Source organism: Desmonostoc muscorum LEGE 12446, assembly GCF_015207005.2.
Classification (GTDB): Bacteria; Cyanobacteriota; Cyanobacteriia; order Cyanobacteriales; family Nostocaceae; genus Nostoc; species Nostoc muscorum.
Window position 1 is genome coordinate 1,829,359 of record NZ_JADEXS020000001.1, and the last position, 25,425, is coordinate 1,854,783.

Consider the following 25,425-nt stretch of genomic DNA (forward strand, 5'->3'; position numbering starts at 1 on the left):
TTTGTTGTTGCTGAATTTAACCTACTCATTTAATAATCTCTAGATTAAAGACATTGATGACTAATATGAGAATATTAAACCATTCTCTAAATTTTAAAAAATGGAATTCTTCTAAATTAAAGAAGACTATAATTATGAATTATTTATTGATTTTTTTATGTATATTCAGTGGAATAATTCCATGCTATTTATTTGCTACTACACCAGCTGTGGCGCAAATAATTCCAGATCAAACTTTACCTAATAACTCTATCGTTCCACTAAATTGTACAAATTGTGAAATTATCGGTGGAACGATAGTTGGCAAGAACCTATTTCATAGCTTTGAGATATTTTCTATTCCTACAAATGGCGTTGCCTATTTCCAAAACACCGCCAATATTCAGAACATTATTAGCCGTGTTACAGGCCAATCTCCGTCAATAATAGATGGATTAATTCGCACTGATGCAGCTAACCTATTTTTCATTAATCCTAATGGAATTATTTTTGGCCCCAACGCCTTGCTTAATGTTAGTGGTTCCTTTATTGCCAGTACAGCTAATAAAATAAAATTTGTTGATGGAACTGAATTTTTAGCCGCACCAACTCAAGTTAATCCTCTACTGACTATCAGTGTGCCTGTAGGTTTAGGTTTTGGTGAAGTGCCAGGGAAAATTATTAATCAAGCTAATACACTAGACTCATTTTACTATCCTCTTGGTCTGCAAGTATCCTCAGCTAAAACCTTAGGACTTATTGGTGGCGAAGTAGCCTTAGAGGGAGGCTTTTTAACAACACCAGGAGGAAGAATTGAGTTAGGTAGTGTCTCAGGTAACAGTTTTGTCAACCTAACACCTATAGATAAAGGTTGGATGTTAGGTTACGAGGGTGTGCAAAATTTTCAAGATATCATGCTGTCTCAAGCAGCCTATGCTGGTTCCAGTGATTTTCTCGGTGCTGATGTTCAAATCCAGGGAAGGCGCATTACCATAACTCAAAGTAGTCAAGTGAATTCCATAGCTCGAACTGGCGGAGAATCAGGTAATTTTAAGATACGTGCTTTGGAGGAATTAGAATTACTAGGGACATTAGAAGATTTCTTACCAACAGGTATATTCAATCAAGTTGAAGGGGAAGTTACAGGCGAAGGAAAGACTCTCACTATTGAAACTAGGCGTTTAGTTGTGCAAGGCGGCGCACAAGTTTCAACTACTACTTACGGCATAGACAGAGGAGTAGATTTGTCAATAAAAGCTTCAGAGTCTATTGAACTGTCAGGAATCTCAAACTCACCTTTTTTGGAGGAGGTTATACCAAGTGGTTTATTTGCCAGAGTAGAACAAACAGCTATAGGTAATGGTGGAGTATTAGCAATTGAGACTGGAAAGCTGCTGGTTCAAGGAGGGGCACAGGTGTCAACTGATACTTTTGGCGCAGGTAATGCTGGAGAATTGAGGGTTATAGCATTTGAGTCAGTAACAGTTGAAGGGAGGACACCAGATGGCTTAAAAGGTAGTGGTTTGTTTGCTCAAGTTAGTGAAGGCGCTACAGGTAACGGTGGCAATTTAATTATTAACACTCAAAAGTTAAATGTTTTGGGTGGAGCGCAAATTTCCACATCTGCACGCAGTGGCGGAAAAGGAGGAACTTTAACTATCAATGCTGCTGATTCTATTATCTTGAGTGGAACTGCACTCATAGCCAAAGCAACACCAGATGATAAAAATAGAAGTAACATCCTCGTTTCTGCTGAACCAGAAGCTACCCGCGATGCTGGAGAGTTAAACATTACTACCAATACTCTGACTGTCGAAAATGGAGCCAGAATATCAGCAGACAATTTCGGTTCCAGTCAGGGAGGTACTGCCACAATAAACGTGAGACAATTGCTAATTCGCAATGGCGGGGAAGTCAGAGCCGGCTCATTTAGTGATGGCTCAGGCGGAACTTTGACTGTCAATGCTACTGAGTCTGTAGATGTGATTGGTACTGGAACCATTGGCGGTGAAGAAATACCCAGTACGTTATTTTCCGAAGCTCAAGGAAGCGGTAGAGCTGGAAGTTTATTTGTCAACACACCAATTTTGAATGTCCGTGAGGGAGGAGAAGTCACCGTCAGCGCCACAGGTACTGGTGCAGCAGGGAACTTAACTGCAAACGCCAACACTATTCGCCTCAACCAAGGAAAACTCACCGCAGAAACCAATGCTGGTGAAGGTGCAAATATCAGGTTAGAAAACCTAGAATTTTTAGCGTTGCAAAATCAAAGTCTGATTTCTGCCCAAGCTTTCAATGATGCTAGTGGAGGTAACATTAGCATTAACGCACCTGATGGCTTTGTTGTTGGTTCTTTCAATCAAAATAATGATATTGTCGCTAATGCTTTTCAAGGAAAAGGTGGCAATATTAATATTAATGCTCAAAGTATTTTTGGTTTAGCACAACGCCCATCAACGCCGCTAAATAACACTAATGATATTGACGCTAGTTCTCAGTTTGGTTTAACAGGTACAGTCACAATTAATACGCCTGATGTAGACCCCAGTCGCGGCTTAGTAGAGTTACCTAGCAATTTTACTGATGCGTCACAACAAATTGTCTCTAGTTGTAATCCCGGAAGTTCCGCTAGACGTAGTTCTTTTACCCTCACAGGACGGGGAGGAATTGCCCGCAGTCCGATGGAACCATTTCAAGGTGAAGTATCTACAGCACGATGGATAACATTAGATACGATAAATACTCGTCAAAACAATAATGTAATTAATGAAACTCCTCAATCTCCCACACCGGAAATAGTCGAAGCCCAAGGCTGGATTGTCGATAAAAATGGTACTGTATCTCTAGTAGCTGAAGTCCCAAATATTACGCCGAGTGGTTTGTCTGTTTCTAGTCGTGTTTGCTCGGTCAAGTAATAGCAGACGAAGAAGCAACAGTTAATTTCATTATCTGATAGTTAACTAAGGGAGTTAGAGGTTGTTTGAAAAGTGGTATGTGATTTTAATCGAATTATTACCCCCCTTAATCCCCCCTTATAAAGGGGGGAAACAAGAAAATCTGGTTCCCTCCCCTTTATAAAGCTACGGTGTACACACAAGTCGAATTACCCCCCTTAATCCCCCCGATGCATTGGGGGGAAACCGTAAAATCTTGTTCCCTCCCCTTTATAAGGGGAGGGTTAGGGTGGGGTAAAAAATATTTGATACATCAATTATGACTTTTAAAACATCTTCTGAGAAAAATTTGCCATATCTGGAGTACTGACGTTGGACAAGTTAGTAGTTTTAAAGTTAGGCGCAGGAAGTTTTGAGGCGGGATTTCCGATAACTCTGCAAATTGGTGATGAAAATGCTCGTCCCAATGTAGAAATTACTAGCGAATTACCACCAAACTCAGACATTCCCGTTTATTACCATCAATGGCAGTCTATTTACTGTAAACTCAAATTTTCTGGTCGTCCTATCGGTATTCCTAAGCCATCAAAACAAACCCATTCCTTGGAAGATTGCCAACAAGCTGCGGATACTTTGAGAGTTCATTTAAATACCTGGCTATCTTCCCATACTTTTCGCCCAATCCGCGAAAAATGGCTGGAAAAACTTCTACCAGAAGACCATATCCGTGTACTACTACAAACCAATGACCTGAGATTGCAAAAACTTCCTTGGCATTTGTGGGATTTGCTAGAACGCTATCCAAAAGCCGAAATTGCTCTGAGTGCGCCTAGTTATGAACAAGTCAATCGCAACTCACCACCTAAATCGCAGGTGAAAGTTTTAGCTATTTTAGGTAATAGTCAAGGAATTGATATCCAAGCTGATAGTCAGCGGCTGAAAGAGTTACCTCATGCAAATATTATCTTCTTAGTTGAGCCATCAAGTAAAGACTTGACTGACCAACTATGGGAGCAAGACTGGCAGATTTTGTTCTTCGCTGGCCATAGCGCTACTGATAAAAGCGGTGATGCAGGGAAAATTGATATTAATCAAACAGAGAGTTTGACAATTACTCAGTTAAAGTACGCTTTGCGGAAAGCAGTGGAACGGGGTTTACATCTGGCGATTTTTAACTCTTGCGATGGTTTGGGTTTGGCGCGGGAGTTTGCAGATTTGCAGATACCGCAAATCATCGTCATGCGAGAACCTGTTCCTGATAGGGTGGCGCAAGAATTTCTCAAGTATTTTTTAGAAGCTTTTGCCCGTGGTGAATCTTTATACTTAGCAGTCAGAGAGGCGCGAGAACGGTTGCAAGGGCTAGAAAGTCAATTTCCCTGCGCTACTTGGTTGCCTGTAATTTATCAAAATCCAGCAGCGATGCCTCTATTCTGGCAAGAATTACACGTCAATCAGAATAGTCAAGTAACTTCTGTACCCGAAATCTCCACTAGGGGAGGTATCAATCTACGACAAGCTTTGTCTGTGGTGATGTTTACCAGCATAGTCATAATACCACTGTTAATGGGGGTACGGTATTTTGGTTTACTGCAATCATGGGAATTAATGGCATTTGACCACCTGCTGCGTCTGCGTCCCCAGGAAAGACCAGATTCGCGCATACTGGTAATTACTGTCACCGAAGAAGATGTACAAGCCCAATCTCGTGATAGACGGGGGTCTTTATCAGATGAGGCTCTTGGTAAGTTGTTGGCAAAATTAGAGACATATCAACCACGGGTCATTGGTTTGGATATATACCGAGATTATGCTGTGCAGCCAGCTTATCCAGAGTTGACTGCACAAATGAAAAAAAGCGATCGCTTTGTGGCAGTATGTCAAGTTAGTGACCCCCAAACTACCAAACCAGGCATCAAACCACCACCAGAAGTTGCTGCCGACGCTCTCGGTTTCAGTGATATCGTCATCGATGCCGATAATGTAGTACGCCGTCATTTATTGGCGTTAACTCCCCCTCCTTCATCTCCCTGTACTGCACCTTATGCCTTAAGTGTGCAGTTGACATTACGCTATTTATATGATAAAGGAATTAAGTTACAATTCACCGCTGATGATGCATGGCAACTAGGAAAGCTAACCTTTAAACCCATCGAAACTCACACCGGAGGCTACCAAAGTATTGATGCTTTAGGACACCAAATTCTCCTCAATTATCGCTCTTTTTCTAACTTAGAAGCGATCGCACCCCGCATTACCCTACAACAAGCACTCGCTGGACAACTCCAAGCCGATACAGTCAAAGACCGGATAGTTTTAATTGGCACAACAGCCGAAAGCTTTCGTGATTATTCATTAACTCCCTACGCCTCCTCTCAAGGAAAACCACAGGAAATAGCAGGAGTATTTTTACAAGCACAGATGGTTAGCCAGTTATTAAGTGCGGCTTTGGATAGCCGACCTTTGTTAGGGACTTGGCATATATGGGGTGAAGTGATGTGGGTATGGGGTTGGGCTATTGTCGGGGGCTTGCTAACAATCTATCTCCGACAAGTAATTTATTTCAGCTTGGCAGTTGGGGCGGCATTCCTGACTTTGTACATTTTTTGCCTAATATTGTTAATACTATACAGTTGTTGGGTTCCTTTAGTACCTGCGGCGATCGCTTTAGGAGGTAGTGCTGTCATCTTAGGCGTCATGAAACCTATCCAGCTAGGATAAAAATATCATTTTGCTTAACAACAAACTATGAAAAGCTTTCAATTCACCATAGCCTTGGCGATAGTATTTACTAGTAACATATCCTATCCTTTACAGCTCCACGCTCTACCAGTTAATAATCATCTCGCCTCAGTCAAATTTATCCCACCACCTCCACCACCAGACCGAAGTGCAACCGGTTCTAGAGGTGGGGCTGCAAGTCGTGGATGCAACACAGCTAATCAAACGGTAACGGCCTTAGTACCAACCTATCAACAGACTCTTAAGCAAAGTGAGCAAATGGTTGTTCCCATAATTCAAGTTTGGGGTTTAACAAACTCTGAACATCCTGACTTCTTCTTTTTTGTTCCCTACGATGCCTCATCTATAGCCAACATAGAGTTTGTTTTAAAAGACGAGACAAGCAATAAAAGTCAGACTTTATACAGAACTTACCTGACACCACCAGAATCACCAGGAATTATTAGCGTTCATTTACCCCCTAGTGCAACTTTATCGGAGGTGGGAAAAATGTATCACTGGTTTTTTAAGGTACGAGTTCAATGCGACCAAAAACAACCGATGAAACTGGATTATGTAAATGGTTGGGTGCAAAGGGTTAACCAAAATTCAACATTAACAGAACAATTTAAACAAGCATCAATTGAACAAAAGGCAAGACTTTATGCCGCAAATGGTGTTTGGTACGATGCGATTATGACTTTGGCAAAATTACGTTTTACCAATCCCAAAAATCACACTTTACTAGCAAATTGGACAACTTTGCTCCATTCAATTGGCTTAGAAGAAATAGCCAATAAACCACTGATTAATTGTTGCAAACCCCGTTTTAATAATACTAATTAAAAGAGAATTCATAATTCAGAATTCAGAATGCAATCAGTGAGGGATTTAGAGGTCATTTATAAAGTAAAAATAAAATAACTTAAGCGGGATTTAGATCCCCGACTTCTTGAAGAAATCGGGGATCTGGGCGCCAACTTTTGCAAAAGTTAAGTGGTATTCAACTGTAGGTGTGTTAGGCGCATATTTCGATATGTTTTGTCACGAAAAAATTAGATGAGCGCCTAACGCACCATGTTATTTAACGGTGCGTTAGGCCAAAGCCGTAACACACCCTACTTAAGCTCGACTTTATCCAAAATTAAGAACTTGGTTCTCTTTATAGGGCAAGAACCCTAGCTTTTAATTTTGGATTTTAGATTTATCTAAAATCCAAAATCCAAAATCTAAAATTCTTACAGTTGCCGCACTAATGGCTGACCATCTTTGACTTCACCAATTAAAACTAAATCGACGCAGTTAACGAAGATCCCATTTTCCAAAACACCGGGAATGTTATTCAACGTCTTTTCTAAGTTGGCTGGATCTTCAATAGAGTCAAATCTGACATCTAAGACAAAATTCCCTTGGTCAGTGATTACCGGACCGGCTTTTTTGACACCCATGCGGAGTTCTGGTTTACCACCGAGTTTTTTAATGGCATTGGTTACAGGAGTAATTGCCATCGGAATCACTTCCACGGGTACAGCGAAACTAGAACCCAAGCGGTCTACTAACTTACCGCTATCTACTACGACGATAAACTGTTCTGCTAGGTAATCTACGACTTTTTCGCGGGTATGTGCTGCACCACCGCCTTTAATCAAATTCTTCTGGGGATCGACTTCATCTGCCCCATCAATGGCGATATCGATGTGGTCAACAGCGTCTAAGGTGGCGAGAGGAACACCATACTCCTTCGCTAGCACCTCTGACTGAAACGAGGTAGGTATACCAATGATATCTTTGAGTTCACCAGACTTGAGGCGATCGCCCAAAAACTGAATTGTGTATGCTGTAGTTGACCCCGTACCCAACCCGACAATCGAACCCGACTTTACTAAGGCGGCGGCGGCTTTGCCAACTTCTTGCTTCATCAACTTTACGGGATCTGCTGCTGCGGTCATTCCCAAAACTCCTGAAAAACTGACTATAGTCCATAGTAGTGGGCAGACAACACCAAAAGATGAAAGCTAAAAAACAAGTTTTTGCTGATTCTTAGTTCCTGGAAGACCAAAACAAGCTGCCACATAGCAAACACCGCATATAGTACCGCAAGGCGGAATTCGTAATTCGTAATTCGTAATTCGTAATTACCTGTTCATAAGGGTTTGAGACATTTCAAATGGTTGGTTTATTTACGCCGTGCTGTACTAGCTACGCAACATTGCCCAGCTTCGATTCGTCAATAGCTGATATGGAAAAAGTTTCTACCAAAAAGTTAGAGTTTTTGCCCTACAAAGAGAACAAGTTCTTAATTTTGGATCAAGTCGAGCTTTGCACTGAGCAGTTTGCTATATCAGTAATAACCATAAAACAAGTTTCCAGTAGCTTCGGGGTTCTCCCCACAGAATTCTTTTATCAGCTGTAAATATTCTTGTTTGGAGATATAACCGTCACCGTTGGTATCGAGTTTTTGAAAAATTTTTTCGTATCCACTGGCGTTAAAACCAAATGCCGTAAGCAACTGTTTGTATTCTTCTACATAAATTTTCTCATCATCATCGATGTCTATTACTTTAAACAAAGTCGCCATCGGTTCTTGCCAAGCTGCTGCTGAAGAGTCCTTATCTACAGCGTATTGCTTGCTGTAACTTTCAATCCATTCATCTAAAGAAACTTTGTTATCTTTATTAATATCGGCATCAATCCAGTAATCTTCCCACATTGATATCAGCTGATTATGCAGATTTTCATAATCAGATGAACCAGGTTCCCAACCACGTATCCGCGCAAAATTAGCAGTAATCTGATCAAAATCTTCTCGCTCTACAAAGCCGTTTTTATCGACATCTAAGCCTTGAAAAAGAACTGCCAATTTCTTTTTAAGTAATTCACTGATCATGAGTTAAGCACCTTGACAACAATTAATCTTTATTTTCATTTAAAGAAATTACCTTAAACTTGGTACGATTTCAAACTTTTGAGAAAAATTAAAAACAATACCAAATCCGGGTTAATTACTTCGTTTGTATCTAAAGACGTTCCGTCGGAACATTTCTACGGCTATCTAAAAAAACTTTCTCCAATATCAGTAATAACCAAAAAAGAAATTTCCAGGAGCTTCTGGGTTCTCACCACAGAATTCTTTTAACAGCTGTAAATACTCTTGTTTGGAAATATAACCGTCACCGTTCGCATCGAGTTTTTGAAAAATTTCTTCGTACCCACTGGCGTTAAAACCAAATGCCGTGAGCAACTGCTTATATTCTTCCACAGCAATTTTCTCATCATCATCGATGTCTATTACTTCAAACAAAGTCGCCATTGGTTCTTGCCAAGCTGCTGCTGAAGAATCATTATCTGCAACAAATTGCTGATTGCAAGTTTCAAGGTATTCATCTAATGAAACTTTGTTGTCTTGATTAATATCGGCATTAATCCAGTAATTTTTCCAGATAGAAATTACCTGATTATGCAGACTTTCATAATCAGATGATCCAGGTTCAAAACCACGTATCCCCGCAAAATTACTAGCAATCTGATCAAAGTCTTCTGGCTCTACAAATCCGTTTTTATCGACATCTAAGCCTCGGAAAAAAACTGTCAATTTCTTCTTGATTAGTTCAGATACCATGAGTTAGATTACGTGCAAAAATTAATCTTGATTTTTCATTTCAACTAATACCATGAAATTGGTACAATTTCAAACTTTTGATAAAATTTAGGAAGAATACCAAATCTGAGTTGATTACTTCCGTATTTCAGCTTTTTTTAAGTATGGCGTTTGCTTTGGGGCTGACGTTTGATTCACTTTATTGGACAGCGATCGCTCAATTTATGATTTGATCTAAACTTCAGGTTAAGGATACTATTTTTATCTCCTCATAGTAATTAAAAAGGGATTAAGGAAAGGTAGTAATGGATACGTAATAGTTTCACGCCACAAAGCTTTTTGCAGAGTGCGATCGCACAGTCGCTTCCTAAGTGGAGCAACTGGCCTGTGGGTTGCAATGATTATAGGACTGTAACTCAATAACTAGGCTTGAGTAATAGCAACTTTTTTGCTTTTTTTAAGTAAATTTACGTTATGCTACTTGCTTTGTCAAGCCAACGTATGTATTCTTGATGCTAGATAAGAACAATTACGGTAACTTCAAAATCATGGGGCAAATCATGTACTCCTGCTTTTTAAAGCCTGACTTATATCTTCCACCAGTTACGATAACCGCCCCAAAATTAATTCGGAAGCTAATAGCTCAAATTCGCTTTAGCGGGCTGTTAAGGATTTAAATCCACTCAATTGTAATTGGGCTATCAGTAATTCGTAGCGTCAAGAAATTTATGTTTTGGTGAGAGTTAAATTCTTCTACAGCAAAGCTTGCAAGCACGAATAAGTTAACGGGTAATTTGTCGCAATACATAAAGCAACAAGGAGTTAAATTCAGATGAAGAAATTTGTTTTACTTGTGATTTCTGCTTTTCTGGTAATTGTAGCTGTCTCAGGACTCTTGCTTAACAAAACCCAGGCAGAACCAGTGGGATCTTGCCCTGCCGATGATGGCTCAAGTGCCATTGTTGTACATCTTCCTCATGACACAAGATGTGATGTTTACTATAGATGTCAGCAAGGAGTCCCTATACTTATGCCATGTCCCGATGGAACATACTTCAATGCTAAATTGGAAGTTTGTGACTGGCCTGAAGACTCAGGTTGTACACCACAAGAGTGATAAGTTGAAATGGGAGTATCCCAAATGTGTAAAAACATATTTTTTCATTATGCAAGCAAGCGTTGCTTCGGACATTGTGTAATTAATTTTGTTTGACTAATTAACAGAAAATCTAGCCACAAGTCCCAAAAATTAGACTTGTCTATAGCAAAGCTTGCAAGCACGAATAAGTTAACGGGTAATTTGTCGCAATACATAAAGCAACAAGGAGTTAAATTCAGATGAAGAAATTTTTTTTACTTGTGATTTCTGCTTTTCTGGTAATTGTAGCTGTCTCAGGACTCTTGCTTAACAAAACCCAGGCAGTACCAGTAGGAGTTTGCCCTCCTTTAGTTCCTGAATACACTGTACATCTTCCTGATAGTGAAAGATGTGATTCGTTCTATAAATGTGATAACTCAGGCCCTGTATTTTTTGCATGTCCCGCTGGTTTATACTTCAATCCTGAATTGGAAGTTTGTGATTGGCCTCAAAACGTAGATTGTAGAACACCATAGGAGTGATAAGTTGAAATTGACTCCTAAAATTCATCTTGATTCATCAAAAATCCCAACACAACATCATGCAAAATAACAGATTTGTTGCTAGAAATTGTTCTCTAACCTATTTCAAAAAAGGACTGATGCAGACTTTCCAAAAAATTGTGACTGGCTTTTGTTTATTGCTATTGCTATGGTCTAATTGCAATCAGCAAGCCTTTGCCAGTAGCCAATCACCAACTTCCCAGGCAACAAATACAGCCCCAATAATTACCGCTTATGGTAATTTGCCTTTGAGTTTTCAACCAAACTTTGGTCAAACTGACGAGCAGGTAAAATTTCTCTCTCGCGGTCAAGGCTATACATTATTTCTCACTCAATCAGAAGCAGTATTAGCACTCTCCAAATCAGATAGTAAACAACAATTATCTTCGTCTAACAATGTTGCCCAAGGCACAGAACTGAAATTACAATGGCTAGGCAGTAACAGCAATATTCAGCCAACAGCATTACAGCCATTACCAGGAAAAGTTAACTATTTTGTTGGTAGTAACCCCCAACAATGGCACACAGATATACCGACATATGCACAGGTGCAGTACAGCTCGTTATATCCGGGCATTGACTTAGTTTACTACGGCAATCAAGGGCAATTAGAGTATGACTTAATAGTTGCACCAAAGGCAGATCCGAATCTAATCAAACTGAAGATAGAAGGAGCGCAGCAACTACAAATTGATCAACAGGGACAGCTATTGATGCACACCCCTCATGGAGTGTTGCAACAACACAAGCCAGTGGTGTACCAAATTATAGATGGTCAAAAGCAGCTAATAGAAGGAAATTATGTGCTGTCAAATCAGCAAGAAGTAGAGATAGCTCTTGCTAATTATGACCACGAGCAACCATTAGTCATCGACCCTGTGATAGTGTACTCTACCTACTTAGGCAGTGGTGGGGCTGACGTTGCTAAACAGATAGCCGTGGATACTTTAGGCAATGCTTACATTATTGGGGAAACAGCTTCTACTAACTTCCCCAGCAAAAATGCCTTGCAAAGTACTGGTGTAGGCGCTTTTGATGTGTTTGTCACCAAGCTCAACCCCCACGGTAATGGTCTAGTTTACTCCACTTACCTTGCAGGTAGTGACACAGACTATGGCGGTTCTATCGCTGTAGATCTTTTAGGTAATGCATACATTACAGGTACTACAGCTTCTAGCGATTTCCCACTCAAGAATGCTTTTCAGAGTGCATTGAAAGGATCTCTTGATGGGTTTATCACTAAGCTCAACTCATCCGGTAATCATCTAGCTTACTCTACTTACCTGGGAGGTAGTGGTAGTGAAGGTAGCTACGGAATAGTTGTAGACACTTTAGGTAATACTTATGTAACTGGTGCTACTACTTCTAGTGACTTTCCACGAAAAAATGCTTTTCAAACTACAAAGGCTGGTGGTATTGATGTATTTGTGACGAAGTTAAACCCAAATTGCGATGCTCTAATTTACTCTACTTTCTTGGGAGGCAATGGTGACGATGTTGCCATTGATATAGCTATCAGTAGTTTAGGCAATGCTTATGTCACAGGGGTTACTACTTCTAGTAACTTGCCACTCAAAAACGCCTATGTTGGTGTAGCAGGTGGTCAAAACGATGCCTTTGTCACCAAATTCGATTTAGACGGCGATCATTTAGTTTACTCCACTTATCTAGGGGGCAGTGGCAATGACTATGGTGCATCTATAGCTGTCAACACTTTAGGCAATGCATATGTAGTAGGAACTACTAACTCTACTAACTTTCCGCTGAATAATGCTTTGCAAAATGTCTCAGGTGGTCAAAATGATGTCTTTGTCACCAAGTTTGACTTAGGGGGAAATGGATTAGTCTATTCTACCTACTTAGGTGGTAGTGACAAAGACAATGGCACAGCTATAGATGTGGACACTTTAGGCAATGCATACATCATAGGTACAACAGCTTCTAGCAATTTCCCGAAAAAGAATGCTTTCCAAAATACATTCGGTGGCATTCAAGATGCCTTTGTCACTAAAATTAATTCTTTAGGTAATGCTTTAGTTTTTTCCAGTTATTTAGGAGGCAGTGGTTACGATCAAGGCAGAGCAATAACTCTAGGTCTTTTAGGCAATATATACGTTACAGGTGCCACAGCTTCTACCAACTTCCCCAAAAAGAATGCTTTTCAAAGTTCTAATGCTGGATCTGCTGATGCATTTATTACAAAGATTTCTCCTTAAATAGCTTTCAAAAAGAAGAATTCAGAATCCATGTTTATAGGTTCTGAATTTTTGAGTTAGAGTTTTATATTGCTATAGCCCTTAGAGAATGTTTGAAAAGTCTGTAGTAGTGTATTAAATATTTGTTTACCCCACCCTAACCCTCCCCGTATGTATTGGGGAGGGAACTAAATTGTCTAGTCTCCCCCCTTTATAAGGGGGGATTAAGGGGGGTAAAAATGTGATTAATATCACAGCCAACCATTTTTAGAACATCCTCTTAGAGGATGTTTTAAAAGTCTAAATTAATACTAGACCCCGGCGAATTATATTCGCTTTTCAAATAACCTCTTATTCTGACTATGCAAGACTTTTGTAATACTCCACTATTTCGTGTTTAACACTGATAAATATGATGAATGTAGACTGTGATATGTATCGTTATTTGAAACGTTCAGTCTTTTTCGCAGGGCTTTTACTGCTTTGTTTTACATTACTCACTTGGTCTATGCCTGTGCAGGCTAACACCAATATTAATCAAGCAGACACTAGTAATTTTATTAATTCTCAGTTAGAAGCTGAAGTTTTGCAAATTATCCGTAATCATCCAGAAGTAATTAGAGAAGCTTTACAAGCTGAACAGCAACAACAACAACAGCAGCAACAACAAGCTAAACAGTATATTAAGCAGCTTATTAAAGAAAATCCTAGCAGTGTGATTGGTGAATCTCCTGTGACTGATGCTATGGAGAAAAAGATTGTTTTAATAGAGTTTTCAGATTTTCAATGTCCTTATTGTGCTAAGGCTCATAAAACATTGAAGCAGTTTATAGGCAAGCATAAAAATGAAGTCACATTAGTGTACAAACATTATCCTTTAAATTCGATTCATCCTGAAGCGATCGCTGCTGCCAAAGCTGCTTGGGCGGCTCAAGCACAAGGAGAGTTTTGGCCTTATCAAGATGCTTTATTTAGCAAGCAAGACCAATTAGGTGAAAATTTATACATTGCGCTTGCTAAAAAACTCAAACTAGATTTAGAACAGTTCAACCAAGAACGTAATTCAGAAGAAGTAAATACTGCTATTGAAAAAGATAAACAATTAGCTGAAAAATTAGGAATTCGAGGTACTCCATTTTTCTTTATCAATGGTGAGACTTTCTCTGGTGCTGTGCCATTATCAAAACTGGAAAGTGTACTGAATCATACGCTAAGTGAGCAAACATAATCAGCTAGCAAATCATTGCAATTAGACTTATCGAAATTATTGAGTAAAGAGTCAGGTCTATTTCAGAAGATACGCCTATAAAACAATACAGTTCAGTTAATACCAATTTTCTGTGAAGTTGCACATTATTTTGACCCCTTTTAACCTCCCCGATGCCTTGGGGAGGTGCCGCAGGCGGTGGGGTTCTTTCTATGCATCTTCATATGAAAATGGTATAAGCATTTCGGCGTTGCATATTTGCGGGATGATTTTTTCACGCAGAGGCGCAGAGACGCTGAGAGGATAAAGAGTTTTAGATTTCAAAATATAAATTTCATCCCTCGATTCAGCAACGCCAGCATTTTTTTCTTCTCTCTGCGTTCTTGGCGTTCTTGGCGCTCATATCTTGCACCTGGAAACTGGAAACTTGGATGTCAATTCCATAACTAAGTGCCAAGCCTTTCAGGCGTTCAATATCTTATCCAACTACTCTTTCAAATTTGCGATCGCCTAATCATAGTAACTTTCCTGAATAAAATGTATTTGCAGTATTATTTATTACTCATTTTACTTAGATTTATTCTCACTTCTGGAGTAATTTTTTTACGCTCTTATTTGTGTAATTAGTGGTTTATTCCCAGAGGTGCAAGATATAAGTTAACCTCAGTAAAGTAGTTTTTTCAATTCACATTATCAGCTAAAAGTGGTTATTATGATGCGTCGCTTTTCAATTACTTTATCTTTAGTAGCACTACTACAAAACTTGCCAGCAATTGCTCAGGAACCAGTGTCACAAGCTACTTCTGAAATACCGTCTGATTCTATTGAACAGGTAGTTGCTGTGAAATGGATGACAAATTTTCCCGATGGCAAATTTTATCCAGAAAGGTTAGTGAGTAGAGCAGAATTAGCCTCAATTATGGTAAAAGCATTTCGCTTAGATAAAAGACAAGATGTTAACAAAGAAAATTTAGTTATTCCAGATGTTCCTCGGTCTTATTGGGCATTTAATGATATCCAAACGGTGTTAAAAACTGACATCATGAAAGGCTATCGAGGAAATCAATTTTTTCCGAATCAAAGAGTAACCAGGGCAGAAGCTTTTGCGATTTTCGCCCAAGCTTATGGTGTATTTCAGTTTCCCGATGACGCTGTTGATGAGATTCTGGCTGCACATCCAGATGAAAAGTCTATCCCATCTTGGGCCAGAAAAGCGATCGCCACTGTAGTTTCTGAAGGATTTATAAATACAGACGCTCAAAACAATATTTCCCCATTACGACCCGTCACCCGTGGGGATATGGCTTATATTTTGAGTAAATATTTGCAACGGCAAAAGCAACAACCCGAAACACCAGAGGTTCCGATTATTCCAAATAGCTCACCATCTCCTTAACTGAATAAAATTCAGTTAAGAAACGTGTTTATAGGACTCATATTTGATTTTTGAACAAAACTCAGTACACCTTTATTCCTTCTTCCCAGTCCCCAGTCCCCAGTCCCTTACCTCTACGAGTGATTCTCCAAATCAAATCGGATTGCTATATAATCACCTTTGATTCTGACCTCTATGTTTTTCTAGAATCTGGCGCATATATGCGGCAGTAGAGTTTGGTGATTCGGTTGGTTGCTGCGAGCCATAATTCCCATAAGTAGACTGTGGTACTTGGGTTGGCTGCTGTAAGCCATAATTGCCATAAGTAGGCTGTGGTACTTGGGTTGGCTGCTGTAAGCCATAATTGCCATAGGTAGACTGTGGTACTTGGGTTGGCTGCTGTAAGCCATAATTCCCATATCCCGCAGAGGTTGTGGGTGTAATAACACTTTGATTCGGACTTTGGCTAGAGTAAGGTGTGATATTAGTAGGTGCAACAGAGTTGACTGGGGGCGCCACTGGCGATTGACCACTATTTAAATTACTGTAGGGATTTAGCTGCAAGTTTGTACCCGTTGAGGTGTACCCCGTCCCAGGAATTAACCCAGTAGTTGGTAGAGAATTCTGATTGGGTAAGCTGTTCATCGGTGGCATCAACCTTGTTCCTGTGTCAGAAACACGCCCTAAAGCATTTGGGCCAGTGGTATTAATCCCATTAAAGCCAGACAATTTCTGGTCTGTCGATTCGTTGAGTGCTGCTTGCAGAGGACTGATAGAGACAGAATTTTGATTTTTGTTGGTTTGATTAGTTAATCCAATTCCCAAGCTAGAAGATGCTTGTTCCCCTTCTGTTTCAGACGCCCCATTTAAGGAGTTGAGACCGAGAAACTGGCTATTACTATCAACAGTCCCAGTACGCAATAAATTTTCTGTTTGTGCGATAAAGGGATTTTTCAGGGTTGGGGGAGATTCGGGCTTAACTATTCCTAAACCAGATTTTAATTTGCTATCGTTACCAGACTTTTGTTTATTAATTAAGTCTTCTAATAAGCCTTTGCTCTTTTTTACCTCAGTCTTTTCGTTGGGGGTATTTGCCGTTAGTGAAAGAGTTGCTTGATCGAAGTCATTAAATAAAACTGGTAAGTTATCAATATCTGCTGCAATAGCTTTGTTTTCGTTTGACAGGGAGGAGTCAGCCGGCTTTTGTGAAGCGACTTGTTTTTTTTGCTTATAAACAAAAATATCTGGGTTTGACCAGTATTCCCAGGTTACTAGCCCGACTACAGATAAAAAAATTGCAGTTACCCAAAAACCAGGTCGCCCTAGATTCCATAACCTGGCTCTGAGATAGCGTAAGTAGGCGGGAGGATAATGACGATTTGGCATGGGTTTGGTAATTGATATTTAGTCGCAATGGGTAGAAATTGACGGCAGCACCGTTGCCGTTTGATGCTTTTGCCTTGTGAAACAGCAAATATCTCAACTGAAGTTGGATGATACTTTTATCCTAACTTCTCAAGAAGTTCTTAGTCATTAGTAATTAACATCTAGTAGTCAAAAATTTACCTTTTAACATAGAATTATTCTATTTACCTTTGGGTAGAGTTGTCTCATATCCTGACTCGGCAACGCTATTCAATTTTGGCTCTCAAAAATCAGTATTAATATTCCTCACTTGAAAAAATGGTTCCAGCAAGACGAGTTTATTTATTATTGGCGCTAGGAATTGCGATCGCTTTCATCCTATCCCTTTTTCTGGGCATTAGAGCAAGCATCGTCATCACTCTGCTATTTGATGTCCTGGTTCTCCTATTAATGGTTGTGGATGGTTCACGGGTACGGCGTTCTCGCGTCCAAATTACCCGCGAATTACCGTCACGGTTATCCATTGGGCGGGATAACCAAGTTGTACTAAAAGTTACTTCGCAAAATACCAACGCCCAAATTCAAATCCGCGACTATTATCCAACAGGGTTTGGTGTATCTGCCCCTGCACGCTCAGCCACTATTCCCAGCAACAGCACCCAGGAATTAACCTATACTGTTAACCCAACACAACGGGGAGAATTTCCTTGGGGAAATATTCAAGTCAGACAATTGGGACTTTGGGGGTTAGCTTGGGATGATTGGCAGATTTTACAAAGTTTGCCAGTGAAAGTTTATCCTGATTTAATCGGGTTGCGATCGCTCACAATTCGCCTGACACTACAATCATCAGGAGCAATGCGCCAAGCTAGGCGAACGGGTATCGGTACAGAGTTTGCCGAATTGCGGAATTATCGCACTGGTGACGATTTGCGGTTTATTGATTGGAAAGCTACCGCCCGTCGGGTTGGTGCTTATGGTAACTCACCGCCATTGGTGAGGGTGCTGGAACCAGAACAAGAGCAAACTTTACTGATTTTACTCGATCGCGGCAGGTTGATGACAGCAAAAGTCCAGGGTTTGCAGCGATTTGACTGGGGTTTAAATGCAACATTATCCTTAGCTTTGGCGGGATTGCATCGAGGCGATCGCGTTGGTGTTGGTGTATTTGACCGCCAGATGCATACGTGGATTCCGCCAGAACGCGGTCAACTTCATTTGAGTCAGCTAATTGATAAGCTGACTCCCATTCAACCAGCATTATTTGAGTCTGATTATTTGGGCGCGGTGACAAATGTTGTGCAGCGACAAACTCGTAGGGCGCTTGTGGTGGTGATTACGGACTTAGTTGATGTCACCGCTTCTATGGAACTACTGGCTGCACTTTCCAAGCTAGCGCCACGCTATCTCCCATTTTGCGTGACTCTGCGAGATCCGCAAGTCGATCGTTTGGCACACACTTTTACTGAAAATGTTACAGGTGCTTATGTGCGTGCAGTGGCTTTAGATTTATTGGCACAGCGACAAGTGGCATTTGCTCAGTTGAAACAAAAAGGTGTATTAGTATTAGATGCACCAGCGAATCAGATTGCTGATGAGTTGGTTGAGCGATATCTGCAATTGAAGGCGCGAAATCAACTTTAGGGGAGTTATGGATTTGTATCACGCAGAGGCGCAGAGAGTAAGAAGAGATCATGTTGGAAGCTGCAAGTGTGACGAACAGATGGGTTAATACAATTGATTGCCAAAATCCAGAAGTTATTGCGAAAGCTTTTCGGATTATGGCAAATAATATTTATTGCACTTTATCTACTTGTTCTTTAGATGGTTATCCTTGGGTATCACCTGTATTTTTTGTCTATGATGATAACTGCAATATTTATTGGAGTTCGGCTATAGAATCTAAGCATTCGCAGAATTTATACAGCAATGGTGGGAAGGTGGCGATCGCTATTTTTAATTCGAGTGTTTCTGAAGGTACAGCAGATGGTTTGTATTTTTATGGAACGGCATCAGAATTAAAGCCAGAGGCAACAGAAAAGATAGTCAAGTTACTTATCAATCGTGCAAAGAGAAAACACAATCGCACAGCTGATGATTATTTAAATGATTCACCCCGCAGGGTATATCACTGTCAACCTCAAGAAGCTTGGGTGACTGGCGAACGATTACCTGCTGGTAATCAATTAATAGATACAAAAATTCAGATATGTTTGCAATCCCTCCGGCAGCATGTCACAACTTAACAGAAATCTTGTTTTATTGTGTCATATCATGCATCAAAGGTAATTTGGTGAATTTGGATGCAAAAATTAATTAAACCAGTGGGATTTTGGCTTTGTGGAACTATCATAATTTTGGGTTTGATAGGCTGCAATGGCTTTATTGGTAACTCTGGAGATGCGGTTGAACGAGTGAGTGATGGTGATACTTTAGTAGTAAAAGACACTAATGGCAAAAATGTTACCGTGCGCTTTGCTTGTGTGGATGCACCAGAAATAGCTCATACTAATAAAGAAAAGCAGAGTAAAAGTAGTAGCGATCGCAATCAATTTAGTTGGGGTATAAAAGCTCAAGAACGCGTGCAACAACTCGTGCAGCAAGGAGGGGAGCGCGTGACTTTGAATATTACTGATAGCGATCGCTATGGGCGTAAAATTGCAGAAGTTCGTTTAAAAAATGGCACTTTTATACAACAAGTATTGTTGCAAGAAGGCTTAGCAAAAGTATATCGTCCCTATTTAAATAAGTGTCCTAGTAAAGACTTAGTTCAACAAGCTGAAGCTAAAGCCAAAGAACAACGGGTTGGCGTTTGGAGTGATACTAAATTTGTCAATCCTTGGGAATATCGCAGTTTATATAAAAAATAAAAAAGTCATTTGTCATTTGTGATTTGTCATTTCATGTCCGCTTGATTACTTACTAAACCCTCCTAACCCTGCCAAAGCTACGCTTTGTCTCCCCTCCGCTTACCAACTACGCAGGGTGGATTAAGGGGAGCCAGCGCGGTCTTCTCCCAAGGGGAGACGCCAAGGGCGATGGGGGTTTCCCCCATGAGCGACTGGCGTGTGGGGTGCAATGACTGTGGGAATCATAACTAATTATTAGGATATGATACTAAGACGAGCAAGCAGATAAACAAAATCCCTATCTTGATTTGAGAATTGTAGAGCGATCGCCACAGAGAACGTGAATCAAGATGGTAGATTTTCGTACAACTTGGGTAACCTAAAGGCAGGCATCGCCTAAGTGCATTAGAGTTTTTATTCTTTTTTATAAGTGCCTTTTAAATTTTCCCTAGACACAGAGTGGCTTGTCGCAAACATGGCACTCATTCAATTAAAATCAGGAGCTAGTGAAGCATAAATGAGTCTACTGTTAAAATGTCTTTTAGCGGTCAATAACAAACACCTCAACCGTTATAAAAAACTACTAACTGGTCTTGCTCTCTCACTGTGCTACCTGAATTTTGGAATACCATCTGCTCAGGCTGAAGGTAGTCGCACCCTCTATCCCAGTACCGCCCCAGTCGGCAGTAGTAGAGCGAACCTAGAGTGGCGTACTGATACTTATGGCGGTCTGGTGCTGCGACGAACTTTACTCAAAGTCTATGCCAACAAAGATGAGTATATTCTTTTGGGTTCTAGCGCAGTTGGGGTAAATAATGGTAATGTGCGCGTTTACAACCCCGGTCGTGTCAGTGGCAGCATTGGCAGTGAAACTGTTCCCGGCACAGCAGATTTTGTGTGTACTTCTCAAGCTGGGCGGGGTGTTATCTCAACTCGCCAACAGGAGTTAAATGGCCCGCGTGCTATTTCTGGCGGAGGTAATCCCAACGGCTATATTCCCTGCTACTACCAGGCTCCATCCACTGGAGTTTATGATATCGTTTTCTACGGGCCTGATGGGGGTAACTCTTCCGTTAATAGCACTCCTACTGGTGAAATTGATTTGGGTAGTGATAGCAATTTTAATGATCAACAAAAAACTAGTGTTGCAGCTTGGGATGTAACGGTACGCAGCAGCGATCAAACTTCAACAACTGACTTGAACGGACGGTTATTCAGCTATTATCTTGCTCTTTTTACTGGTAATAACGGCCGATATCTCAACTTCCCAGTCTATCCAGTAACCACAGATGGCTTCCGATATAAAGTAGAACTCAGAGGCACAGATCCTAACGGATTTGTTCTCTATGGTAATCAAACTGGCTTCTTTGACAGCGACGGGATGGTTGAGTCGATGGGGGATATTATTCCCCGCACCTCTCAGTTAGATCCGTGCGTACCCGTTTCCGTGTACACGGCTCCCGATGTTCTCAGCTTTCGCTTTTGCTCATGTGCTTGTAATCGTGGCAACTCTCGTGAATTGCTTCCAGATTATTTTTCTTCCAGTTGGCGTGATTTTCGTCGATGTGATGCAGATGAATCCGTTCCTCATCGATGAACTTTAAGCCGCAAGAGGCACATCTATGGTTTTGCTTCTTAAGAGCAAAAGAAGTTTCGCCGTCATAGAGCTTACTTTTGCGTTCGCTCCAGTAGGCTGTATCTCCGTCATAGGGGGATTTTGTTCCTTTAACCATGACGTGGCTACTTTCGGAGTAGGAAACTGCTGGGAATGCTTTGTCTAGTAATTTCTTGCTAGCGTAGCGATTTTTCTTGGCTTCCTTGTTGAATACCGTATAAGCTCTTTTTTTGATGTGGTATAACGAGTTTCTAGACCCGTCCATCTTGCAGAACTTATGGTAATTTCTCCAACCTCTTACTACCGGGGCTAATTTCTCAGCCTTTGTGGTAGCACCATAATTCGAGTTGTTGACGATGTGTTTTACTTTCTTACGGAATGCTTTGAAGTTGTCCACTGAGGGAATGCTTCTAAACTTTCCGTTTTTCTGGACTTTAAAGTGCCAGCCGAGGAAATCAAACCCATCTGTCGCGGCGGTAACTTTGGTTTTCTTTTGGCTTACATTCATTCCGCGTTTGCGGAGGAACTCGCTGATTTTCTCAAGTATCTCTATCGCATTATCTTCGGGTCGGAGTATAATAACCATGTCATCCGCGTATCGGATTGATGGCTCGTTGATTTGCCCGTTGGCTCTGTATCTGTGGATACTTTCAACCCCGTTGAGTGCGATGTTTGCTAATAGTGGGCTGACTACTCCCCCTTGAGGTGTACCCTGTTCGGGGAATTCTGGGTTTACTCCTGCCTTGAGGCATCGGTATATTCCGAGTTTTAAGCCTTTGGGGGCGATGAGTTCGTCCATTATTGCTGAGTGGTTAATCCTATCGAAGCATTTTTCGATATCGAGTTCTATAACTCGTTTCTCTGTTCCATTGCAGGAAGAGCGTAGGTTATTGTAGATGTACCGTTGTGCATCGTGAGCAGAGCGCCCTGTTCTGAACCCGTAGCTCCTGGCGTGGAAAGTGGCTTCGTGTGCTGGTTCTAGTGCATATTTTGCAAGGCATTGCCAAGCTCTATCCGCTATGGTTGGTATTTTAAGCATTCTGGTAGTCCCGTCCTTTTTGGGGATGGGGATTTCCCTTAGTCCTTGATGCTTCCAATTTCCACTATTCATTTTCAGTAATTCTTCAAGGTTGAAGCGTTCCTCAAATGACAGGGATTTCTTACCATCAATACCCGCCGTTTTTTTACCAGCGTTTAGCTGAGATACAAGTCTAATTGCAAGAAATCGAGCCGAGGTGGATTTAAAAATAAGCTTTTGGAGAAACCTAGCTTTCCGTTTGTCTCCAACTTGAACCGCTTTAAATACGCGCTTTTGAAGGCGGAAAAGATTTCGGCGGAATTTCTTCCACGGTAAGGCTTTCCAAGATTCACTAGTATGTCTACTGTGTCTAATCATTTTCTCTTCTAGAGTTTGTATTTTCTGAACACCTCAGACCAATTACGGTCTGTCCTACCCGAATTGTGAGAGTTCCGCTTCTCGTCTAGCCTACTTGGGGAACGAAAGCCCCAGGACTCACAAATCGTTTTTATTCGTTCCCTCGGAGAGATTGATTGTTCCGTTAGATGTAGCCAATTTGACCGTTGGATTCCCTAGACTCTTGCCGTTATTGGCGATATTACGGCGGGAATTGGCTCCAACGAAGTCAGGGATTTTAGTGTTGCGCCCTGCTCTACGATGGGTCACTTTTTGAGGCTCTGTTTCATCATAGGAACTCCCTATTAGCGCCAGTGTCAACCCGCAACGGTCGTCTGATTGCGCCCTGTTCCCAGCTTCACTCTACAAGAACCGAGCTTGTTCGGTGTGGGCAGATAAGGAGTCAATTCTGAGTCTGAATGGCAAGGCTTACACTTGCATCTGACCGAGAGTTCAGCCTTTAGTGACAGTAATCTGCTGTCGGGCTGGCTTAGTTATGTGCGGACTGACTACCGTGATTCACTAAGCAACGAATCGCACATCGCCTCTGTACCACGACATACTGGGGGCGGATAGTCAGCTAGCAAATCCCCAAGGTGGTGTTAGCTTGGCTCGTCCGCAATACGCTACCTTTTTGAACTCCATCGACACCAACGTGCTTCCATACGTTGAGCGTTACAAACGCGATGGCACTTTAGAGGGAACTGGTATTCCCCTTAGCCCAATTATTCCTGTTGTTAGTAATTTACAATTCAACGGCACAGCTGGAGGAAATAACAGTTCTTACAGCACAGGCGGTACTTTGAGCTTTGACAGCAATCTTGCAGGCACTTACGAACTCATTATCAGCCGAGACGGCAGCAATTTTGATCCCACTAACTCGCAAAACCGACTTTTGCGAGGAATTATGCCTACCACGGGACAGCAAGCAATTAATTGGGATGGTAAAGATAACAGTGACAATTATTTTCCGGTTGGCAATAATTACAAAGTTCGTGTCAGAACTTATGGAGGTGAATATCACTTTCCCTTGCTAGACGCGGAAAACAATTTTACTGGTGGTCCTACCATTACAATGCTGAATGCCTCTAATCCTATAGGCAACACCAGAGGATTTTATGACGATCGCGGTTATAAAACAATCGGTGGTACTCAAATTGGTACAACTGGTCAAGTACTCTGTGGGATTAATCCACCAAACCCAGCTTTTAGCGACCCAATTAACGGTTTTGACACTGCTAGCGATAACCGGAAATTTGGTCAGTCTGGTAACGCTGGTAATGCTGGGACATCATGCAACGGCTCTTTTGGAGATACTAAAGGGTTGGATTTATGGACTTATTATCCTGGTGTAAGTGAACCAGCTACATTCAACATTATTAATACTGTGAATGCAAAGCTGTTGTTAGTCAAACGCATCACCCGCATCAATAATCAAGATTTAACTGACATAGTAGATGGTCGTAGCGACGTGGCGATAAATGCTGCCAACTATACACCAGAACCTTACGCTTCTGATGATAACGATGCAAAATGGCCTGCTGGTTATCTGCGGGGAGTAATCAATGCTGGAACTGTGAAGCCAGGAGATGAGTTGGAATACACTATCTACTTTCTTTCCAAGGGACCGAATGATGCTACTAACGTTAAATTCTGCGACTTAGTTCCTAGTAATGCTACTTTTATTCCCACTGCTTTTGATGGTAATGCACCCAGTGATGGCGGCTTACCAGCAGCAAATCAAGGTATTGCCCTTGCAGTTAGTTCTAGTACTCCCACAGTTTACCTGAGCGATGTTGCAGATGGCGATCGCGGACGTTTTTATCCTGCTAACGAGTCAGCTCCATCATCCTGCGGTACAAACACCAATGGCGCTGTAGTGGTGAATATCACCCGCAGTCCAGATTTACCGACTCTAGTCAAAGATGTTTACGGCTTTGTCCGCTTCCGCGCCAAGGTGAAATAAGAAAAAGTTAGGAGTGAGGAGTTAAAAGTTAGGAGTTACGAATCATCTAACCTCACCCTCAATCCCTCTCCGATATATTGGAGAGGGATCGTGAGACAGGATGAAGTTTTGCATTTTATTTAATCCACGTTCCTTACTCACCCGCCGCTAACTGGGGGAATTAACACAACTTCATCGCCATCTTGTAGGAGGGTATCTGGTTCGACAAATATGAGATTAATCCCAAAGCGGGTGATGTTCCGCCATTGGGAGAGTTCCGGGTGTTCGACTATGAGGCGATCGCATACAGCCCCAACCGGCGTACCATTAGGAAATTCCAGTAGTAATTCTGAAACCTGAAAGGCCTCTTGATAAGCGGCGAACAATTTGACGGTAACGGTGATTGCAGATTTAGACATACTAAATGCTTTGGCAGCGCCAGCAAGTACTTTAATGCTTGACAAGCACCCTGAATTCTTGAAATTTATTATACATTACTAAGCAGGTGGGCACAAATAAACGTCGAATAATACAGCAGAATTCAGAATGGGCTGCGCCCCGCTGCGCTAACCGGAGTCAGAATTCAGAATGAGAATAGGCTCAGAGCCTCTAGGTGCTGTACTTCGCGGT

19 protein-coding genes are annotated in these 25,425 nt (G+C 41.3%); 12 read left to right on the plus strand and 7 right to left on the minus strand.

Translation table 11 applies throughout. The features are described from left to right. Positions 1-134 precede the first annotated feature (134 nt). The 3 genes from IQ276_RS07985 (at position 135) to IQ276_RS07995 (ending at position 6,437) form a co-directional block, all read left to right on the plus strand. A complete protein-coding gene (locus tag IQ276_RS07985; RefSeq protein WP_193917580.1) occupies positions 135-2,894 on the plus strand; it encodes a beta strand repeat-containing protein in 2,760 nt (919 codons plus the stop codon). Positions 2,895-3,245: 351 nt separating this feature from the next. Then, on the plus strand, positions 3,246-5,591 hold the full coding sequence (locus IQ276_RS07990; RefSeq protein WP_235115517.1) for a CHASE2 domain-containing protein: 2,346 nt from the start codon (positions 3,246-3,248) through the stop codon (positions 5,589-5,591). Positions 5,592-5,618: 27 nt separating this feature from the next. Further along, positions 5,619-6,437, plus strand: coding sequence for a DUF928 domain-containing protein (locus IQ276_RS07995; RefSeq protein WP_193920315.1), 819 nt, complete (start codon positions 5,619-5,621; stop codon positions 6,435-6,437). Between the two features lie 392 nt (positions 6,438-6,829). Here the strand turns inward: IQ276_RS07995 and rpiA are convergent, their stop codons facing one another. The 3 genes from rpiA to IQ276_RS08010 form a co-directional block, all read right to left on the minus strand. After that, on the minus strand, positions 6,830-7,540 hold the full coding sequence (gene rpiA, locus IQ276_RS08000) for a ribose-5-phosphate isomerase RpiA (RefSeq protein ID WP_193920317.1): 711 nt from the start codon (positions 7,538-7,540) through the stop codon (positions 6,830-6,832). Between the two features lie 392 nt (positions 7,541-7,932). Further along, positions 7,933-8,478, minus strand: coding sequence for an EF-hand domain-containing protein (locus tag IQ276_RS08005; RefSeq protein ID WP_193920319.1), 546 nt, complete (start codon positions 8,476-8,478; stop codon positions 7,933-7,935). A gap of 186 nt (positions 8,479-8,664) precedes the next feature. Continuing rightward, positions 8,665-9,210: an EF-hand domain-containing protein gene (locus tag IQ276_RS08010; protein ID WP_193920322.1), complete on the minus strand. Its 546-nt coding sequence runs from the start codon at positions 9,208-9,210 to the stop codon at positions 8,665-8,667. Positions 9,211-10,021: 811 nt separating this feature from the next. Here IQ276_RS08010 and IQ276_RS08015 point away from each other — a divergent pair. The 5 genes from IQ276_RS08015 (at position 10,022) to IQ276_RS08035 (ending at position 15,628) form a co-directional block, all read left to right on the plus strand. Beyond that, a complete protein-coding gene (locus tag IQ276_RS08015; RefSeq protein WP_193920324.1) occupies positions 10,022-10,306 on the plus strand; it encodes a chitin binding peritrophin-A domain-containing protein in 285 nt (94 codons plus the stop codon). Positions 10,307-10,527: 221 nt separating this feature from the next. Continuing rightward, a complete protein-coding gene (locus IQ276_RS08020) occupies positions 10,528-10,803 on the plus strand; it encodes a chitin binding peritrophin-A domain-containing protein (protein WP_193920326.1) in 276 nt (91 codons plus the stop codon). Between the two features lie 65 nt (positions 10,804-10,868). Further along, entirely contained in the window at positions 10,869-13,046 is a 2,178-nt protein-coding gene (locus tag IQ276_RS08025; protein ID WP_235115518.1) for a DUF7948 domain-containing protein, read from the plus strand. A gap of 391 nt (positions 13,047-13,437) precedes the next feature. After that, a complete protein-coding gene (locus tag IQ276_RS08030) occupies positions 13,438-14,253 on the plus strand; it encodes a DsbA family protein (protein ID WP_228043400.1) in 816 nt (271 codons plus the stop codon). 694 nt (positions 14,254-14,947) lie between these two features. Beyond that, positions 14,948-15,628, plus strand: coding sequence for an S-layer homology domain-containing protein (locus IQ276_RS08035; protein ID WP_193921767.1), 681 nt, complete (start codon positions 14,948-14,950; stop codon positions 15,626-15,628). Between the two features lie 153 nt (positions 15,629-15,781). Here IQ276_RS08035 and IQ276_RS08040 read toward each other — a convergent pair whose 3' ends face one another. Next, positions 15,782-16,993, minus strand: a complete 1,212-nt coding sequence (locus IQ276_RS08040) for a hypothetical protein (protein WP_193921765.1) — start codon at positions 16,991-16,993, stop codon at positions 15,782-15,784. A 297-nt stretch (positions 16,994-17,290) separates the two neighbouring features. Between IQ276_RS08040 and IQ276_RS08045 the strand changes: the two genes are divergently transcribed. The 3 genes from IQ276_RS08045 to IQ276_RS08055 are packed head-to-tail and all read left to right on the plus strand — an operon-like array spanning position 17,291 to position 19,842. Further along, a complete protein-coding gene (locus tag IQ276_RS08045) occupies positions 17,291-18,616 on the plus strand; it encodes a DUF58 domain-containing protein (RefSeq protein WP_193921763.1) in 1,326 nt (441 codons plus the stop codon). A 50-nt stretch (positions 18,617-18,666) separates the two neighbouring features. Beyond that, positions 18,667-19,218 carry a pyridoxamine 5'-phosphate oxidase family protein gene (locus IQ276_RS08050; protein ID WP_235115519.1) on the plus strand — a complete coding sequence of 184 codons (552 nt, stop codon included), beginning with the start codon at positions 18,667-18,669 and terminating at the stop codon, positions 19,216-19,218. A 57-nt stretch (positions 19,219-19,275) separates the two neighbouring features. After that, a complete protein-coding gene (locus IQ276_RS08055) occupies positions 19,276-19,842 on the plus strand; it encodes a thermonuclease family protein (RefSeq protein ID WP_190882639.1) in 567 nt (188 codons plus the stop codon). Positions 19,843-21,290: 1,448 nt separating this feature from the next. Here IQ276_RS08055 and IQ276_RS08060 read toward each other — a convergent pair. Both IQ276_RS08060 and IQ276_RS08065 read right to left on the minus strand, forming a co-directional pair. Further along, positions 21,291-22,832: a group II intron reverse transcriptase/maturase gene (locus IQ276_RS08060; protein WP_193925511.1), complete on the minus strand. Its 1,542-nt coding sequence runs from the start codon at positions 22,830-22,832 to the stop codon at positions 21,291-21,293. 117 nt (positions 22,833-22,949) lie between these two features. Then, positions 22,950-23,120 (minus strand): hypothetical protein, encoded by a 171-nt coding sequence (locus IQ276_RS08065; RefSeq protein ID WP_221706943.1) that lies wholly within the window; start codon positions 23,118-23,120, stop codon positions 22,950-22,952. Between the two features lie 337 nt (positions 23,121-23,457). On the opposite strand from IQ276_RS08065, the gene IQ276_RS08070 reads away from it, so the two are divergent. Then, positions 23,458-24,816, plus strand: a complete 1,359-nt coding sequence (locus tag IQ276_RS08070) for a DUF11 domain-containing protein (RefSeq protein ID WP_193922107.1) — start codon at positions 23,458-23,460, stop codon at positions 24,814-24,816. A 137-nt stretch (positions 24,817-24,953) separates the two neighbouring features. Here the strand turns inward: IQ276_RS08070 and IQ276_RS08075 are convergent, their stop codons facing one another. Beyond that, positions 24,954-25,214 (minus strand): MoaD/ThiS family protein, encoded by a 261-nt coding sequence (locus tag IQ276_RS08075; RefSeq protein WP_193922105.1) that lies wholly within the window; start codon positions 25,212-25,214, stop codon positions 24,954-24,956. Positions 25,215-25,425 lie beyond the last annotated feature (211 nt).

Bases quoted from the DNA above. Each gene is read 5' to 3' on its own strand.
- IQ276_RS08050 (WP_235115519.1), top strand. From the start codon at position 18,667: ATGTTGGAAGCTGCAAGTGTGACGAACAGATGGGTTAATACAATTGAT.
- rpiA (WP_193920317.1), bottom strand. From the start codon at position 7,540: ATGACCGCAGCAGCAGATCCCGTAAAGTTGATGAAGCAAGAAGTTGGC.
- IQ276_RS07995 (WP_193920315.1), top strand. From the start codon at position 5,619: ATGAAAAGCTTTCAATTCACCATAGCCTTGGCGATAGTATTTACTAGT.
- IQ276_RS08060 (WP_193925511.1), bottom strand. From the start codon at position 22,832: ATGATTAGACACAGTAGACATACTAGTGAATCTTGGAAAGCCTTACCG.
- IQ276_RS08020 (WP_193920326.1), top strand. From the start codon at position 10,528: ATGAAGAAATTTTTTTTACTTGTGATTTCTGCTTTTCTGGTAATTGTA.
- IQ276_RS08075 (WP_193922105.1), bottom strand. From the start codon at position 25,214: ATGTCTAAATCTGCAATCACCGTTACCGTCAAATTGTTCGCCGCTTAT.
- IQ276_RS08055 (WP_190882639.1), top strand. From the start codon at position 19,276: ATGCAAAAATTAATTAAACCAGTGGGATTTTGGCTTTGTGGAACTATC.
- IQ276_RS08010 (WP_193920322.1), bottom strand. From the start codon at position 9,210: ATGGTATCTGAACTAATCAAGAAGAAATTGACAGTTTTTTTCCGAGGC.
- IQ276_RS08015 (WP_193920324.1), top strand. From the start codon at position 10,022: ATGAAGAAATTTGTTTTACTTGTGATTTCTGCTTTTCTGGTAATTGTA.
- IQ276_RS08035 (WP_193921767.1), top strand. From the start codon at position 14,948: ATGCGTCGCTTTTCAATTACTTTATCTTTAGTAGCACTACTACAAAAC.
- IQ276_RS08040 (WP_193921765.1), bottom strand. From the start codon at position 16,993: ATGCCAAATCGTCATTATCCTCCCGCCTACTTACGCTATCTCAGAGCC.
- IQ276_RS08030 (WP_228043400.1), top strand. From the start codon at position 13,438: ATGATGAATGTAGACTGTGATATGTATCGTTATTTGAAACGTTCAGTC.
- IQ276_RS08025 (WP_235115518.1), top strand. From the start codon at position 10,869: ATGCAAAATAACAGATTTGTTGCTAGAAATTGTTCTCTAACCTATTTC.
- IQ276_RS07985 (WP_193917580.1), top strand. From the start codon at position 135: ATGAATTATTTATTGATTTTTTTATGTATATTCAGTGGAATAATTCCA.
- IQ276_RS08005 (WP_193920319.1), bottom strand. From the start codon at position 8,478: ATGATCAGTGAATTACTTAAAAAGAAATTGGCAGTTCTTTTTCAAGGC.
- IQ276_RS08045 (WP_193921763.1), top strand. From the start codon at position 17,291: ATGGTTCCAGCAAGACGAGTTTATTTATTATTGGCGCTAGGAATTGCG.